We start from the raw sequence: 15343 nt of genomic DNA on the forward strand, positions 1-15343 counted from the left end.
AATTCACCATTTATTTACATTTATCGAGGGTTTTATACATCAATCAGTCGTTTCAAAGGTAGTAAATAAGACAAGACAGTATTTGTATTGATCTTGGCTGCTTAGATTGATCAGACAAATGACCTTATAGTGAAATGTTGACTTCATGTTTACAGATCTGCACGCTCAATTAACGTATTGAATTGATTTTGTTGAGCTAAAGAAAGTGTACGTTCAGTGGGCTTTACAAATCTTTACGAATGCAAAGAATGTAAATTTAATGCAAATGGTAATAATTATCACTTATATTCACTCCCGAAATGATTCAGTGGTACCGGAAACGGTTCAACCGAGCACATCGAATAAATAACAAAGTGCTCGTACAAAAGAATAAAAGCGGAGTAAAGGACATGTTTTCAAAGAGCCCATTGGCCTTAGTGATCGGCGCAGTATTAGCTTCACCAGCAGTATTGGCAGAAACAGTAAAAACAGACGAGCACATGGTTGTTGAAGGTCGTGACTACGGTTACAAGGCCGACACAAACACAACAGCAATGCGCATGGAGGCGACTCAATTAGAGACTCCGGGACAAGTTTCAGTAATCGATGAGCAAATCATCGATGAACAGCGTGCAACAACGCTAGGTGACGTTCTTAAGAATGACGCGAGTGTAAGTGCTGGTGGCACAAGCCGTAACCGTGAGCGTTTTTCTCTACGTGGTTTTTCTGTACAGAGCTCTTCGGGCTTCCTCAAAAATGGTCAACAACACTGGTCTCACTACCGCCAACCAATCGAACTTCTAGAGCGTGTTGAAGTACTTAAAGGTCCATCAGGTCTTCTTTACGGTATTTCTGCTCCAGGTGGTTTGATCAACATGGTAAGCAAGAAGCCTACTTACGATACACAAGTAAGCCTTAGCCAAGACATCGGCTCTAATGATCACACTCGCACGACTCTAGATGTAAGTGGCGCATTAAACGATGCTGAAACTCTACGTGGTCGCGCAATTCTATCTAAAGAAAGCTACGGCTCTTGGAGAACATACGGTGATGGTACTGAACCACAAACAGAGCGTTTTGTTGGTGGTGTCTTCGTTGATTACGATGTATCTGAAGACGTGACGGTTTCTGTTCACTACGACAAGACTAACGACGAAGGTAGCGTAGATTCTGGTGCACTATACACACTAGACGGCAACCGAGTGGGTAGCGACAAGCACATTTGGGATGCGCAGTGGTCACAAATTGAAAACGATGTTGAGAACGTAGGTTTTGATATTGCTGCTAACCTGACAGACACATGGTCTTTAAAAACAGGTTTCAACTACCAAGATTTCGAACGCATTGATATGGAAAGCTACCCAAGCTTTAGAAATATGAACCCTGATGGTACGGGTACAGTCACTCAAGGTGGTAACTATCGTCACGATAAATGGCGTTTCAGAACGGCTTACGTCGATCTAACTACAACCGCTGATCTTGCTGGCACAGAGCACCAATTACTATTCGGCGCTAACTGGTTAGGTTACAGCTATTATCGTGGTATGGATCGCTTCAGCAGCGGTGAATACGCACCAGATGCAACGGTACCAGCACCGTCAGTGGGGTCAACATCGCTAGGTAAGATGAGCACTTACGATACTTGGGGTTTCTATATCCAAGATCTGATTACTATCAATGACGAATGGCAAGTTCTTGCGGGTGCTCGTTTCGACCGTAAAGTAAGTGATGGCGTTGCAGAAGAAAACGTAGCACCTAAGCTTGGCGTGATTTACCACCCAGCATCAAACGGTAGCATTTACGCTTCTTACTCCGAAAGCTTTGAGCCACAAGGTGTTGTTTCTAGCGGAAGCCGCAACTACACCAACGACGGTGAACTTCTTGACGCCGCGACAGGTGTATCATACGAAGTTGGTACTAAGTGGGAACTGATGGACGAGCGTCTATTCGTTTCAGGTGCGGTATTTGATATTACCCAAGAAAACATCTCGATGGATGTAGAAGACACTTCATCAGGTGATTGGACGAAGACACAAGGTGGCGAACAAGTTCACCGTGGTGCTGAGTTAGCCGCGCAAGGCTTTATCTCAGAAAAATTCTCTATGTCTGGTTCTGCAATGTACTTAGACGCGGAAATCGCTAACCATGAAACGTATGAAGGTAACCGTCCAGTTGACGTACCTGAGTTTGCAGCAAGCGTTTGGTCTACTTACGCAGCAACAAACGAAGTTGATGTGAACCTAGGTCTTATCTATGAGGGTTCTCGTTACGGTGATAGTGCGAACACGTTCAAGAAAGATGGCTATGCTCGTGTCGACATGGGTGCAGCATACACACTTAAGTACGACGACTCTCTAGACTTCGTTGCTCGCCTAACAGTAGAGAACGTATTTGATAAAGAATACCTAGCGGGTGGTGGTTCAACTTCTTCAAAACACCAATTTGCAGAAGACGTAGTCATTGGCGAAGGCCGCAACTACATGGCAACACTGCAGGTTAAATACTAATTTGTTTGTAGGGTGTCATTGATAGCTTAAATACTAAGGGGAAGGTTTCGACTTTCCCCTTTCGTGATTCTGCTATTTAGTAAAAATATCCCTAGTAATGCGAGTGACTTTTAATGATAATGAGACTGCTTATCAATAAAACTCATTTGACCTTCTTCTTATAGTAAATGACTACAATTATGAATCTTTTAAAAACTAGCCTAGCGCTTGCCATCAGTTTGGTTGCAACGTCTTCGATGGCAAACAGCTTGGATCAAGCTCAATCAATTCAAAACAAGACCAATAACGCGTCGGCTTCGAGCCAAAAGGTTATTGATAAAAGCTCACAAGCGACTTTAATGCTGCAAGCTGAGATTGAGCGTCTGCAAGAAGAAGTTAAAAACTTAGAAATCTATCACGACCATCTTGCTGCATTGGTTGAGAGCCAGAATCAAGAAGCTCAGAGCATTGAAGCGCAGATCGACGAAATCAAATATACACGTCAAGGTGTTGTGCCTCTGATGTACCAGATGATTGATGGCCTTCAGCAGTTAGTTGAGCAAGATGTGCCAATCAAGAAAGAACAGCGTCTAGAAAGAGTTGAAAAGCTTCAAGCTATGATGACTCGCGCTGACGTAAGTGATGCAGAAAAGTATCGTCGTATCCTGGAGGCATATCAAATTGAGATGGATTACGGTATCAAGCTGGGTGTCTATCAAGGTCGCGTAGCATTGACCAGTGAAAAAACGATTGAGGCTGATGTACTGCACCTAGGTCGCATATCTTTAGTCGCTCGCAATCTAAATGGCAGCCAGTACTGGGCTTGGAATCAAACAAATGCTCAGTGGCAAGAGCTTGATCATTCGATGAAGTCTGAGCTAGATAAAGCCTACGATATTGCTGGTCAACAAGCGGCGCCAAGCTTGATTACTTTACCTGTTTCTCTAACTGTTGCGGAGGTTAAGTAATGAACTTAAAACCGTTGGCCGCATTACTTTGCATTACATCTATTTCATTCTCTGCTTTCTCTGCATCAGACACGACTGCTCAATTAGTTAATAAAGCAAAATCAGAGAGTCGAACTCAAGCTTCTCACAATGTGGTTCGAGAAGCGGATTTCAAAAAGACAGAACAAGAGCTCAAAGCGATCAAAGTGCAGCTTGAAGAGAAACGCACCTCAATCCAAAGCGCTACAGATGTTCTGACTCAAACATTCAGCGACAACGAAAACAAACTTGCTCGTTTAGAAGAGAAACTGCGTTTAGAAACGGGTAGTCTCGGTGAGTTGTTTGGCGTCGTTCGCCAAAACGCAAAAGAGCTAGGTGCAGAGCTTAGTTCTACAGTGAACAGTGTTGATCGTGCTGAACATACTGCAACCGTTGAGCAAATCATTGATGCTAAATCATTGCCATCAATGCCACAGCTATCTGGCTTGTGGATGAGTATGGTTGAGCAAATTCAAGCGAGTTCTGAGCTTGGTAAATCTCAAATTGCGTTCATCAATGGTGAAGGCAACACACAAAAGGCTAATGCATATCGTCTAGGTTCAATCGGCCTAGTGACTGACCAGGGTTATGTTAGCTGGAACACCCAACGCGAAGATGCAATCGCGTATCTGAAACAGCCATCAAATGGTCCAACATTCGCGTCGCTTTCCGCACTTGCTAATGGTGACGTATCTAATATCGTTGTCGATCCTTCTCGTGGATTCATGCTAGAACAATTAGCTTTGGAACCAAGCCTAACTGATCGCCTTCAAGCTGGTGGCGTAGTAGGCAAAGTGATTCTTGGCTTGTTGGCAATTGGTTTAATCATCGCATTGGTTCGTGGTATTTCTTTGGCTATCGCTCGTCAGAAAATTCGCGCACAACTGAAAAACCCTGAACAAGCGGGCGACAACCCTCTTGGTCGCGTTCTTGCAGTTTACAACAAAGAGCAAAACCAAACGGTTGAAGCACTAGAGTTACGTCTTTTAGAAGCCGTCGTTGATGAACAAACTCACCTTGAGAAAGGTTTGTCGATGCTAAAGCTTTTAGCAGCACTCGCTCCTATGCTTGGCTTGTTGGGCACCGTAACCGGCATGATCGAAACATTCCAAGTGATCACACAGTTTGGTAATGGTGACCCTAAAGTCATGGCTGGTGGTATTTCGATGGCGCTTGTAACAACCGTACTTGGCCTGGTTGCTGCAATGCCACTGCTATTGGCACACAACATTCTCAGCACTCAGTCAGAAAATATTCGCAATATTCTTGAGAAGCAGGGTATTGGCCTTGTTGCTGAGCAGGCAGAAAAGACAGTTGAATCAAAAGCTGTTGTTTCACCAGTTGGGACTGCTGCGTAATGGATATTTTGTCGGGTTCTCTATTACCAGCGAGTTGGTTAACGAGTGACTGGCTGCTGTCTTTATCAAGCTTTATGGAGCAGGGCGGTTTCGTCCTGTGGTGGCTAGCGGCTGTTGTCCTAGTGTATTGGGTGCTTGTGGTAGAACGCGTGCTTTATCTTGCGTTCTATTTTCCAAAACAACGCCAAGCTTGGATTACAAAGTGGCATGAAAGAGAAGATCACTCTTCTTGGCATGCCAAAGCCATTCGTGAAGGTTGGTTAGGACAAGCGAGTATTTTGCTTAACCAAAACTTGAATTTTATTAAACTGTTAGTCGCTATTTGTCCGATGTTGGGCTTGTTAGGCACCGTTACCGGTATGATCTCTGTTTTTGATGTCATGGCGACTCAAGGAAGCAGCGACCCTAAATTGATGGCTTCAGGTATCTCGTTAGCAACGCTGCCAACCATGGCGGGTATGGTTGCTGCACTAGCGGGCATGTTTGTTCACGCGCGTTTAGCGAAAGTGTGTAACCGTTTAGAATTAAAATTAGAAAAATCTTTAAGGAGTCAACGATGAGACTCGGTCGACGTCATTCTAAAAACGAAGAGGCTCAAATAGACCTTACTTCGATGCTTGATATCGTATTTATCATGCTTATTTTCTTTATTGTGACCAGTTCATTTGTTCGTGAATCAGGGGTTGAAGTCAATCGCCCACAAGCTTCTAACGTAGTAAGCCAAAAGGATGCGGGCATCTTTGTTGCGATTACGTCTGCGAATGACATTTTCATTGATAAACGTGTCGTTGATGTTGAACGTGTTCAAGCGACGTTAGAACATTTATTACTAGAACAACCTGATGCATCTTTGGTTATCCAAGCGGATGAACACGCTTATAACGGAACGGTGGTTAAAGTGATGGACGCTGCTAAAGGTGCGGGTGTTAAGAACATTGCACTTGCTGCTGAAAAGCGATGATCTTGGAGGATCTTCATAAATGATTCGCCTTTTTCTTGCCTTACCGATAGCGGGGGCACTGGGTTTAGCTCTGTTCTCCTTCATGGCTTGGATGGTTGATAATGGTCATCAACGTTCTCCAGAAAGTGGTGAGACTTTAAGTTTCAACATGGTGATGGTAGAACAAGAACAAGATGTCCAAAGAAGACAACGTGCCGTTCCTGAACAGCCAGAAATGCCAGAACCACCACCAGAAGCGCAAACGTCTCAGTCACAAGCTGAAATTACGCCTCTGAATTCGATGTCTTCACTGCCTTCATTGGATTTGAATACATCTGTTGATGGCCTCGCGATTAACGCGCCGACATTTTCTGATTTTGGGTCGAACCAACAGGCAATGCCTTTGTATCGAGTTGAACCTCGTTACCCAGCAAAAGCGCTTAAGCGTGGTGCTGAAGGGCATGTCATTATGTCTTTTACCATCGATGAAACGGGACGCCCAGTTGATATCCAAGTCACTGACGCGAACCCACGTCGTATGTTTGAACGTGAAGCGATGAGAGCACTTAAAAAATGGAAATATCAACCGAAAGTCGTCGATGGAAAAGCGATAGCTCAGGTTGGTCAAACCGTGAAACTAGAGTTTAAGTTGGCAAAATGATGAAACAGATATGGATATTAGTGGGCTTGTTGTTAATGCCCCTTACAACACAAGCAAAAGAGCTAACTCAATATACTGCTATTCGTGTTCAAAAGGCGCATAAGCTTGCTCAAGATGAACAGGTTAAACAGGCGATTGATGTGCTTGCAGGCTTGGAGCTTTCGAAAGGCTACGACAAAGCGTACGTAGCTCGTATGCTTGGTGTGTTTTACTGGCAAGATGGCAAAACCGACACGGCAATTAAGCAGCTTACTTATGCGGTCGACAGCAATTTGCTGGTTGATGAACAGGCTTGGATAACGAAACGCATGCTGGCTGATTTGTTGTTGAACGATCAGCAGTTTAAAAACGCGCTTCCGCACTACTATCAGTTAGTGAAAACAGCGCCAGAAAAAGAAAAGAAAGATACGCTTTGGATGCGAATTGCACAAGCTGAATACCAAATTGAAAACTGGTCGAAAGTCCTAGTTGCCATCGGTAATCGAGACAAATTCAATTCAAAAGCAGAGTTGTCGCCTCTATCGCTAAAATTGGGCGCACAGCTTCAGTTAAAACAGTGGAAGCAATCTATTCCAACACTGGAAAGCCTCATTGAACTTCAACCAGAGAAAGATAACTGGTGGCGTCAACTTGTTGGTATTCAGCTAAGATTAGAACGTAATCGTGATGCATTGAACACATTAGCGCTGGCTGATCTACAAGGTGTTGAGCTGAAAAACTCAGATCGCCGCTTGTTAGCACAGCTTTACGCGAAACGCGGCATTCCAGAACGCGCAGCACAAGAAATTAGCAAGCTAGATGATGCGAACAGCGACGTTCAACTTCTGGCTGAGCAAGCAACTTACTGGCAGCTAGCTAAAGAGTGGGACAATGCCATTGAAGTGTGGACATTAGCGTCTAAAAAGGACAATCAATACCACTGGAATGTGGCACAGCTATTGGTACAGCAAGGTTACTACGACCGAGCGCTTGTTGTTTTAGACAAAGTGAAAGACAAAAACAAACAGGCCGACGTTGCATTAGCAAAAGTGCGCTCATGGTATAAGTTAAAGAACTTAGATAACGCCCTTGCTCAAGCGAAGCGTGCGAACAACATTGAACCATCTTCTGAGGCGAAAGGTTGGATTAAATATCTGACTCAGCTTAGAACGGTAAGTGATAACGGAAACGTCTAACCACTCATAGCAAACAGAAGACAAGAAACAGTACATTAGAAACAAGAAAAGCAAAAGGGTGTCATTTGATCGTTCAAATGACACCCTTTTTTATATATTGAATAAAATTGAGCCTTAGTGTTTCATTAGGCCTTGGTGTTTGATCGAGGTATGAGCAAAGGCAAAACTAAGGGCTACACATCTCGCCACTGTGCGATCCCGCGATGATCATTCCGTTTTGGTCAGCAACCCAGTTGATAGTGCAGTCACGATAGGGGTTTTTGAAAGCATGTTGTGTTTCGCCATTCTCGAGTGGGGTTTGAGTTTCTACCCAAGCAAACGTGCGCGACTCCCAAAATGAAACAGCTTGAGAGTGAGGCGTTAAATATAACTTTTGGGCGTCGGCAATATTGGAGCCGATATAACTCTCGATATGTTCGTCAGTGCCGATAATTTGGCTAGTACAAGCCGTTACCAACAGGGTAAAAGCTAAAATAATAATACGCATTTCAAAATCCTTTTAAACATGTATCGCCATGCTCGTTTTATAGACAATAAGCTTAAACTACTCTTGAACAGATCGTGATGTTAATGATCTTGATAGTGATCTCAGTTCTAAATACTTCCAGTTTTCTTTCCTTGAATGCACGGTGTATCCACCTATTGGTTTCTATCGATGATCTTTCGGCTGAATCAGATTGACGTTTGTGCCCTTGATTGACGTTTTAACCAGTTATTACCGCTAACTCTAAACGTTAACAAGATTTACATGTTAACAGAGTAGATAAACAGTTCGATTACTTCCCATGTAATGTTATGTAAATTTCCTTACGCTGCTCGGCAAACGTAAACAATGTAAATTGAATGCCAATACGAATGATTATCAACTAAATTGACGCCATAAAATTTATAGGTATTGGTTTGTATGTCGTTAAAAAGTAGGGCGGTTCAATCATGGGCTCGTCGACTTCATGTTTATATTTCAATGGCACTTCTGTTCGTTGTTCTTTTCTTCTCAGTGACAGGCATCACCCTTAATCGCCCTGAGTTATTTGAATCAACACAACCCAATATCCAACGGTCTACGTTAACGCTTCCTGCGAATTTATTCACGATACAAGAAGGACGATTGAAAGCCGACGAAACGACCTTTGAAACGTTTTTGTTTGAAGAAGCCAACTTATCTGGCGTTCCTTCAGGTTTAGACATCTACGCAGAGATTGAAAACGGTGAGTTGCTCATCGGCGAAGTGTCTATGGACTTCAAAGGACCAGGCTACAACGCCTCTGTGTTCGTTGACGTGACGTCTGAAATGGTGGAAGTCGAAACCACCAATTACGGCATTATCGCGCTTTTGAACGACCTACACAAAGGCCGTAACAGCGGTGAAGTTTGGAAGTGGTTCATCGATATCACTGCTCTGCTGATGATCTTTTTTGTGCTGACTGGCGTGTGCTTATTGTTACCTAAGAAAAAAACGCTCAATACCTCCATTAAATGGACGGTGTTTGGGTCTGCAATCTCTCTTGCTATCTATTTTGTCGCCGTACCTTAATTCTTAATTAGCTTGATCAATCAGGTTGATGAGTCAGCTTGGTGAATCAACTTGAAGAGCGAATTAAAGGTTAAACGGATTTAAAAGGTTGTTAAACATGAAAAAAATGAACTGGAGCAAGGCGCTTCTTGCATTATCTCTTTTGCCAAGCCTAGGTATGGCACAAGCGATCCCTGATACGGCAAAACTTGATGTGAACTTTAAGCTTCCAAAGATTGATACCTCTATGTACGCACGTCCTTATGTGGCGGTGTGGGTAGAGAACAGCGAACGAAAGTCAGTGAAAACCATTGAGCTTTGGGTCGGTAAAGATGAATGGCTTAAAGATTTACGTAGCTGGTGGAGAAAGGTTGGGCGTTACGATCGTGAATTGGTTGATGCAGTGACGTCTGCAACGCGCCCTGCTGGCCAGTACCGCTTCGTTTGGGATGGTAAGAGCGATGATGGCCAAACTCTAGAACAGGGCGAGTACACGGTTCATATCGAAGTTGTTCGCGAACACGGTGGCCGTAATTACCTTCGTCAAAAAGTATCGCTAACAGATTCAAACGCTTCTTATGAGCTAAAGGCGACGGAAGAGACGGGTGAAATCACTCTGAACTACATCGCTAAATAGTAAGCACGAATAGCAAAAGCAAACTGAACAGAATAGACAGCAATCATCGTAGGCTCAGATAGAGCGACACGGCTAACAATTATAAATAATGGAATTGAACATGATGAAACAAACAAAAATCAAAGCACTTGCTCTAGCGGGTGTGATGGCATTCGGCCTAGCCGCAACGACAACAGCGCAAGCTCACCCGCGTTGGATACTACCATCTCACTTTACTGTATCGAAAGAAGGCGGTGACTGGCTAACGTTCGACGTGACTGCATCTCACGGTACGTTCGTTTTCGATAAGCCAGCAGGCAGTGAAAACGCTCATGTCATCATGCCAGACGGTCGCAGCGAGCGTCCAAACTTTGTTGTTCGCGGTAAACGTCGTTCAATCTTCGACTTCTATTTTGAAGAAGAAGGCACACACAAAGTGGCGATCAACAATGAGCCTTCTTACTACACGCAATACAAAGCGGGTCGTCGTGACACAGTGAAATGGATCAAAGCAAACAAAGCGGAACGTGATTCAGTTCTTCCTGAAAAGTCGCGTGACGTGGTAACACAAATCAGCTTCACTCGTGCAGAAAGCTACATCACAGTGGGCAAGCCATCGGATTCAGTCTTCAAAATTGAAGGCAAGCTACTTGAAATGAAGCCAGTAACGCACCCTTCAGACATCATTGAAGGTGAACCAGTGACTTTCCAATTCTTCTACAACGGTGAAATCCAGAAAGACGTGAAAGCGGAGATCACTCGAGAAGGCACGCTTTACCGTAACCACCAAGAGCAGATTGATGTTGTGAGTAACGAGAACGGTGAAATTACCTTCACTCCAGACGTAGCGGGTCGTTATGTAATGAAAGCGAACTACAAAGGTGAGTTGATTGACAACCCACTGGCAGACAAAGCAAGCGCGAACGTTCACCTAACGTTCGAAGCATTGCTTCAATAATCTGTGATATCGGGGCTCGATTCCTGATTAAGCAACTAAAAACTTAAGGGCTCATTTGAGCCCTTTATCGCTCAGTTAACTTCTGAGAATTTGCACTGTGGCTAGGGTACGAACCATGACAATAAAAACAAAACTAAAATCGATAATCATTCCATGCTTGGCACTGGGACTTGGTTTCGCGGCATTACCTGCGCAAGCACACTTTCCACTGATGAGTTGCTGGTTTGAAGGCAAAACCGTGGCCTGTGAAGCGGGTTACTCTGATGGTAGCAAAGCGATTGATTACGCGGTTGAGATGTACGACTACGAAGACAACTTGATTGCAAAAGAGATGACAGATAAACGCTCTATCGTTGAATTCCCAAATCCTGACACTGAGTTCTACCTTGTATTCGATTCAGGCCATGAGTTTCCTGTTGAAGTCGATGTTGTTGAGATCAGCGAGAAATGATGATTCAAGGCGTACGTGCTGACACGGGTGGCAGAGAAGGCAAATGGGTAGGGCTTATCATTGTGTTCATTCTGAGCTTTGCTACGGTCGCTATTCCATTTCATCAAGCAGAATCCCACGTAAAAGCGGTACTTGATCATCAAATTCTGGTGACCGATGTTGAACAAGAAAACTTGGCAATGTTGTCAGAGCTGCGTTTAGCGCATGAAGAGATTCGCGACCTGCGTATGGACTCTGATGGCGAATGGCCAAGTGTCGTATCACTTAAAGATGAATGGGTCGCGCCATTTGTTGAAGACCAGAGTTGGAAACGTAAAGGTTCTCATACTTGGTTATTGGACGAGCGTGGTTACTACTTTTCTACGCCAAGCGAATACGCGACACCAAGTGAACAAGCTGCACAAAGCGATCATGGCTTTGCTGATTCCTTTATTTTAAACGCGAACATCGTTTCTCCTGAAATCTGGATTTTCTTTGGTGGCGTAGCAAGTCAACCGACTAATTTTGATGAGAACACACTGGAATCTGCAGGCTGGAAAATGGTCGTCAATGAATCAGAAGTTGAGCAGCATGATGCTTCTTCACATTAATCCCGGACTCTCGAAAAACAAAATGCTCACTAATAATAAGAGATTTACTATGCGAATTATGACTCTGTTCATGTCGTTATTGGCGGTGTTCATGGCACCCAATGCATTGGCAAAAGAATACAAGATCGACAGCGACAAGCTGACGATTGGCATAACCCTTCAGCCTTACTACAGCTACGTAAAAGCGGTGGTGGGTGACAAAGTGAACATCCTTCCATTGGTTGATGCTGGCTTTAATCCGCATAACTACTTGCCACAACCGAATGATTTAAAGCGATTGAGCCAGATGGATGCGATCGTGGTAAACGGTATTGGTCACGATGACTTCGCGCTTAAAGTGATTTCAGCCGCGCAACGTGATGACTTAGTGGTGATCGAAGCGAACAAAGAAGTGCCTCTACTTCCAGCATTAGGTCAGTCTGTTGGTCAAGGTGCAGTGAACCCGCATACGTTTGTTGGCCTTTCTACAACGATTCAAAAGGTTTACACGATCGCGAGCGAAGTATCTAAGCTCGACCCTGACAACGCGGCGTTTTATCGTAAGAACGCGCGTAAATACGCCAAGAAATTTCGCTTTATGAAGCGTGATGCGATGTTGTCATTAGGTGAACTCGATACATCAGGCATGAAAGTGGCGACCACGCACAATGCTTATGGGTACATTCTGCAAGAGTTTGGTGTTGATGTCGCGGCGGTGATTGAGCCAGCACACGGTGTTGAGCCAAGTGCGAGCCAACTGCAAGATACGATCGAAAAGATCCGCGCTTCGGGCATTGATGTTCTGTTCTATGAGCTCAACATGCCAAACCGCTTTGTTGACACCATTGAAGCGGAAACAGGTGTTCAGCTTTACCGTTTTTCTCACATGACGCATGGCGAATATGAAGACGATAAAGTGGAAGTTGAGATGAAGAAAAACCTAGAAACGTTAATCGAAGCAATGAAATTTGCGGCGGCGAACCAAGTTAAAAGCGGGAACGCATAATGTTAGGTCCATCAATCTCAATTAATAAACTCGGCCTGCAATACGATAACAATGTGATTCTTGATGATATCTCGCTAGAACTTAAAGCGGGTGAGTGTCATGTGATTATGGGACCAAACGGTGGAGGCAAAACTTCTTTGTTGCGATCTGTACTTGGACTTACGCCTTTCTCTGGTCAAATCAATATCCACTGGCCAGAAAAGCCAAGTATTGGTTACGTTCCTCAAAAAGCGACCTTCGAATCGAGCTTACCTCTGACGGTCATGGACTTCGTGTTGCTTAACCAAACTCGAATTCCGCTATTTTGGCGTCGTAAGTCCAAGCAATTGGATCTTGCATTAGCACAATTGGATCGCGTCGGTATGGCGACACGTAGCGATCGCCGAATGGGACAGTTGTCGGGTGGTGAGCAGCAACGTGTGTTGTTTGCTCAAGCGTTGTTGGATAACCCAAGCTTACTGGTGTTGGATGAACCAACGACCGGTATGGATGAGCAGGGCGTTCGTTATCTTGAATCTCTAATTCGTGAATGTGTTGATGAAGGCCGTACGATCCTTGCGGTTCACCATGATGTAACCGCAGTGCGTCGCCTTGAAGCGAATGTGCATGTTGTGAATCGATTCTTGGTGGATAGTGGTCCACATGAACAGGTACTACATCCAAGTAAGATTGAGAGTCTATTCCAGCACTACAGCAGTGGCGCAGCTATCGTTAAATCGAAGGAGGTTGCGTAATGGAATGGTTACGACAACTTGCCGCAAGTGGCGTTGAAGCGGGTTGGTTATCAGACAGCTTCATGTATGCGTTCATGGTGAATGCCTTGGTTGCGGCGCTATTACTTGGCCCGTTATTAGGTGGCCTTGGTACTTTGGTGATTGCAAAGCGTCTCGCTTTTTTCTCTGAAGCGGTAGGTCACGCCGCATTAACTGGTATTGCTATCGGTGTTTTGCTTGGTGAGCCACCAGAAAACCCAATTATTGGTCTGTTTAGTTTCTGTATGATCTTTGCTTTGCTTCTTCATTTTGTAAGAAACAGAACCAATGTGCCATACGATACTTTAGTCGGAGTTTTCCTTGCGCTAGCATTGGCAGTAGGCGCGGCATTGCTGATGTACGTAGCACGTAAGATCAATATCCACATGCTTGAGAACGTGTTATTTGGATCGATTCTGACAGTAACAGACCAAGATTTAGCAATTCTCGCAGGCAGCTGCGCGATCATCATTTTGCTCTTGATACCGACGTTCAACCGCATTCTTTTGACTTGTATTAGCCCCGATATTGCCAAGGTTCGTGGCTATAACACCAGCTTCTACGACTACCTGTTTGTCATGATGATCACTCTAGTGACGATTGCAGCGGTGAAAATAGTGGGTGCGGTTCTGGTTGGCGCGTTATTGCTGATTCCTGGAGCTACGGCTCGATTGCTGACTAAACGCATGGGCAGCTTTGTTTTGTTGTCTGCGTTACTGGCAACCATCGCGTGTTTGGTCGGAACAGTATTACCGATGGAACTTAAACTGCCAGTACCATCCGGTGCTTCAATCATCATCGTTTCTGCAACGTTTTTCCTAGCGGCAACGCTATACCGAATTGTAAGAAAGGCATAATCATGACTTCTTTAATGAATCGTATTTCAAGTTCACTAAAAGCAACGGCTCAAGTGAGTGCGGTCAGCAGCATGTTGTTAGGTGCCTCAATGGTGTCTTTCAGCGCTAATGCCGAAGATATCCTAACCAGTACGCCGGTGACCTATGCGTTGGCGACTGAGCTCACCAAAGGCACTGACATTACGACTGAATACTTACCACCAAAACGCTACGGTATTGATCGCTTGCCTAATTGGTTTGGCACTAAGGGGGCGAGCAAAGTCCTTCAATCAGGAGAAAAGGCGACCGTAGCATTAACGCTGTCATCTATCTGGCAAGCTGATCCTACATTTGTATACGCAAGACAAGGCAACATCCGTTTGGTAGAGGTGGATGCGGCTCAAGCGACTACTCCACGAGCACAAGGTGTCGCTGCGCTGACGTTATCAAATGGTGAAGTGTCTAAGTACGCGTGGTTAAACCCGACAAACTTAACGCGTATGGCGGCAATTGTGGCTGATGACTTTAAGCTATTGTGGCCAGCGCAAGCAAACACGATTGATAGCAACTTACAGCGTGTAATGCTTGATGTTCGTGAACTGATTAACAAACAACAAGCGGTATTACTGGATAACGACGTAGATTCAGTGTTGTTGCTTTCAGAAAGCTTGGAAGATTTTGCTTCGGGTAGCCAACTGTTTGTTGAAGCGCGTATGTTCAAAGCAGAACTGGAATGGACAGAGCAAGATAAAGCGAAACTCAAAGCGATGTTTTCAGAAGATGACGCGTTATGGTTAGTCACAGCGAAAAAGCCAACGACGTTGATTAAGTCGCTGGTACCGAATGAGCGAATTCTTGTTGTTGATTCCGTAGACCGTTGGGGAAGAGCAGGGATTAACGCAAAAACGCCATTTGCTCGCTGGGAAGTTGAGCCTTTCAAAGGTTAAGTGGTTAAAACAATTTAGCTAATAAACCGCTCGTTCAAAAAAGCAGCCCAAATAGAGGCTGCTTTTTTTGTTCTTGTCCGTTGGCTCTGGTCAGAGTGCTGGGCAAGAAT

General features: G+C 44.5%; 17 protein-coding genes. 16 read left to right on the forward strand and 1 reads right to left on the reverse strand.

The window, feature by feature from the left end; genetic code table 11:
- Positions 1 to 389 precede the first annotated feature (389 nt).
- The 7 genes from AC3CH4_RS22375 to AC3CH4_RS22405 all read left to right on the forward strand — a co-directional run bounded on the left by AC3CH4_RS22375 (position 390) and on the right by AC3CH4_RS22405 (position 7585).
- Positions 390 to 2486 carry a TonB-dependent siderophore receptor gene (locus tag AC3CH4_RS22375; RefSeq protein WP_488543866.1) on the forward strand — a complete coding sequence of 699 codons (2097 nt, stop codon included), beginning with the start codon at positions 390 to 392 and terminating at the stop codon, positions 2484 to 2486.
- Positions 2487 to 2665: 179 nt separating this feature from the next.
- Positions 2666 to 3433: a DUF3450 family protein gene (locus AC3CH4_RS22380; protein ID WP_372244835.1), complete on the forward strand. Its 768-nt coding sequence runs from the start codon at positions 2666 to 2668 to the stop codon at positions 3431 to 3433.
- Positions 3433 to 4809, forward strand: coding sequence for a MotA/TolQ/ExbB proton channel family protein (locus AC3CH4_RS22385; RefSeq protein ID WP_479301939.1), 1377 nt, complete (start codon positions 3433 to 3435; stop codon positions 4807 to 4809). The genes AC3CH4_RS22380 and AC3CH4_RS22385 overlap by 1 nt, the downstream gene beginning before the upstream one ends.
- Positions 4809 to 5369, forward strand: a complete 561-nt coding sequence (locus AC3CH4_RS22390; RefSeq protein WP_004731144.1) for a MotA/TolQ/ExbB proton channel family protein — start codon at positions 4809 to 4811, stop codon at positions 5367 to 5369. Before AC3CH4_RS22385 ends, AC3CH4_RS22390 begins: the two co-directional genes overlap by 1 nt.
- Complete coding sequence (locus AC3CH4_RS22395; RefSeq protein ID WP_004731145.1) at positions 5366 to 5770, forward strand: ExbD/TolR family protein; 405 nt, start codon at positions 5366 to 5368, stop codon at positions 5768 to 5770. Before AC3CH4_RS22390 ends, AC3CH4_RS22395 begins: the two co-directional genes overlap by 4 nt.
- Before the next feature lie 19 nt (positions 5771 to 5789).
- Positions 5790 to 6410 carry an energy transducer TonB gene (locus AC3CH4_RS22400; protein ID WP_488543867.1) on the forward strand — a complete coding sequence of 207 codons (621 nt, stop codon included), beginning with the start codon at positions 5790 to 5792 and terminating at the stop codon, positions 6408 to 6410.
- Positions 6407 to 7585 carry a tetratricopeptide repeat protein gene (locus AC3CH4_RS22405; protein WP_488543868.1) on the forward strand — a complete coding sequence of 393 codons (1179 nt, stop codon included), beginning with the start codon at positions 6407 to 6409 and terminating at the stop codon, positions 7583 to 7585. The genes AC3CH4_RS22400 and AC3CH4_RS22405 overlap by 4 nt, the downstream gene beginning before the upstream one ends.
- 166 nt (positions 7586 to 7751) lie before the next feature.
- Here the strand turns inward: AC3CH4_RS22405 and AC3CH4_RS22410 are convergent, their stop codons facing one another.
- A complete protein-coding gene (locus AC3CH4_RS22410) occupies positions 7752 to 8072 on the reverse strand; it encodes a hypothetical protein (RefSeq protein ID WP_017082146.1) in 321 nt (106 codons plus the stop codon).
- 417 nt (positions 8073 to 8489) lie between these two features.
- Here AC3CH4_RS22410 and AC3CH4_RS22415 point away from each other — a divergent pair, with 417 nt between their 5' ends.
- The 9 genes from AC3CH4_RS22415 to AC3CH4_RS22455 all read left to right on the forward strand — a co-directional run bounded on the left by AC3CH4_RS22415 (position 8490) and on the right by AC3CH4_RS22455 (position 15233).
- Positions 8490 to 9119 carry a PepSY-associated TM helix domain-containing protein gene (locus AC3CH4_RS22415; protein ID WP_428786028.1) on the forward strand — a complete coding sequence of 210 codons (630 nt, stop codon included), beginning with the start codon at positions 8490 to 8492 and terminating at the stop codon, positions 9117 to 9119.
- Between the two features lie 97 nt (positions 9120 to 9216).
- A complete protein-coding gene (locus AC3CH4_RS22420) occupies positions 9217 to 9735 on the forward strand; it encodes a DUF2271 domain-containing protein (protein WP_061025159.1) in 519 nt (172 codons plus the stop codon).
- 100 nt (positions 9736 to 9835) lie between these two features.
- Positions 9836 to 10672 carry a DUF4198 domain-containing protein gene (locus AC3CH4_RS22425; RefSeq protein ID WP_065206166.1) on the forward strand — a complete coding sequence of 279 codons (837 nt, stop codon included), beginning with the start codon at positions 9836 to 9838 and terminating at the stop codon, positions 10670 to 10672.
- 115 nt (positions 10673 to 10787) lie between these two features.
- On the forward strand, positions 10788 to 11123 hold the full coding sequence (locus tag AC3CH4_RS22430; RefSeq protein ID WP_488527945.1) for a hypothetical protein: 336 nt from the start codon (positions 10788 to 10790) through the stop codon (positions 11121 to 11123).
- Positions 11120 to 11713 (forward strand): DUF6162 family protein, encoded by a 594-nt coding sequence (locus AC3CH4_RS22435; RefSeq protein WP_171312834.1) that lies wholly within the window; start codon positions 11120 to 11122, stop codon positions 11711 to 11713. The genes AC3CH4_RS22430 and AC3CH4_RS22435 overlap by 4 nt, the downstream gene beginning before the upstream one ends.
- A 49-nt stretch (positions 11714 to 11762) precedes the next feature.
- Complete coding sequence (locus AC3CH4_RS22440; protein ID WP_488527946.1) at positions 11763 to 12698, forward strand: metal ABC transporter solute-binding protein, Zn/Mn family; 936 nt, start codon at positions 11763 to 11765, stop codon at positions 12696 to 12698.
- Complete coding sequence (locus AC3CH4_RS22445; RefSeq protein ID WP_428784995.1) at positions 12698 to 13432, forward strand: metal ABC transporter ATP-binding protein; 735 nt, start codon at positions 12698 to 12700, stop codon at positions 13430 to 13432. Before AC3CH4_RS22440 ends, AC3CH4_RS22445 begins: the two co-directional genes overlap by 1 nt.
- Positions 13432 to 14307 (forward strand): metal ABC transporter permease, encoded by an 876-nt coding sequence (locus AC3CH4_RS22450; RefSeq protein ID WP_488527947.1) that lies wholly within the window; start codon positions 13432 to 13434, stop codon positions 14305 to 14307. Before AC3CH4_RS22445 ends, AC3CH4_RS22450 begins: the two co-directional genes overlap by 1 nt.
- 2 nt (positions 14308 to 14309) lie before the next feature.
- Positions 14310 to 15233 (forward strand): ABC transporter substrate-binding protein, encoded by a 924-nt coding sequence (locus AC3CH4_RS22455; protein WP_488527948.1) that lies wholly within the window; start codon positions 14310 to 14312, stop codon positions 15231 to 15233.
- Positions 15234 to 15343: the final 110 nt, after the last annotated feature.

Source organism: Vibrio sp. QJM3NY_26, from assembly GCF_057786005.1.

Bases quoted from the DNA above. Each gene is read 5' to 3' on its own strand.
- AC3CH4_RS22375 (WP_488543866.1), top strand. From the start codon at position 390: ATGTTTTCAAAGAGCCCATTGGCCTTAGTGATCGGCGCAGTATTAGCT.
- AC3CH4_RS22405 (WP_488543868.1), top strand. From the start codon at position 6,407: ATGATGAAACAGATATGGATATTAGTGGGCTTGTTGTTAATGCCCCTT.
- AC3CH4_RS22420 (WP_061025159.1), top strand. From the start codon at position 9,217: ATGAAAAAAATGAACTGGAGCAAGGCGCTTCTTGCATTATCTCTTTTG.
- AC3CH4_RS22435 (WP_171312834.1), top strand. From the start codon at position 11,120: ATGATGATTCAAGGCGTACGTGCTGACACGGGTGGCAGAGAAGGCAAA.
- AC3CH4_RS22450 (WP_488527947.1), top strand. From the start codon at position 13,432: ATGGAATGGTTACGACAACTTGCCGCAAGTGGCGTTGAAGCGGGTTGG.
- AC3CH4_RS22425 (WP_065206166.1), top strand. From the start codon at position 9,836: ATGATGAAACAAACAAAAATCAAAGCACTTGCTCTAGCGGGTGTGATG.
- AC3CH4_RS22380 (WP_372244835.1), top strand. From the start codon at position 2,666: ATGAATCTTTTAAAAACTAGCCTAGCGCTTGCCATCAGTTTGGTTGCA.
- AC3CH4_RS22385 (WP_479301939.1), top strand. From the start codon at position 3,433: ATGAACTTAAAACCGTTGGCCGCATTACTTTGCATTACATCTATTTCA.
- AC3CH4_RS22455 (WP_488527948.1), top strand. From the start codon at position 14,310: ATGACTTCTTTAATGAATCGTATTTCAAGTTCACTAAAAGCAACGGCT.
- AC3CH4_RS22415 (WP_428786028.1), top strand. From the start codon at position 8,490: ATGTCGTTAAAAAGTAGGGCGGTTCAATCATGGGCTCGTCGACTTCAT.
- AC3CH4_RS22390 (WP_004731144.1), top strand. From the start codon at position 4,809: ATGGATATTTTGTCGGGTTCTCTATTACCAGCGAGTTGGTTAACGAGT.
- AC3CH4_RS22400 (WP_488543867.1), top strand. From the start codon at position 5,790: ATGATTCGCCTTTTTCTTGCCTTACCGATAGCGGGGGCACTGGGTTTA.
- AC3CH4_RS22410 (WP_017082146.1), bottom strand. From the start codon at position 8,072: ATGCGTATTATTATTTTAGCTTTTACCCTGTTGGTAACGGCTTGTACT.
- AC3CH4_RS22395 (WP_004731145.1), top strand. From the start codon at position 5,366: ATGAGACTCGGTCGACGTCATTCTAAAAACGAAGAGGCTCAAATAGAC.
- AC3CH4_RS22440 (WP_488527946.1), top strand. From the start codon at position 11,763: ATGCGAATTATGACTCTGTTCATGTCGTTATTGGCGGTGTTCATGGCA.
- AC3CH4_RS22445 (WP_428784995.1), top strand. From the start codon at position 12,698: ATGTTAGGTCCATCAATCTCAATTAATAAACTCGGCCTGCAATACGAT.
- AC3CH4_RS22430 (WP_488527945.1), top strand. From the start codon at position 10,788: ATGACAATAAAAACAAAACTAAAATCGATAATCATTCCATGCTTGGCA.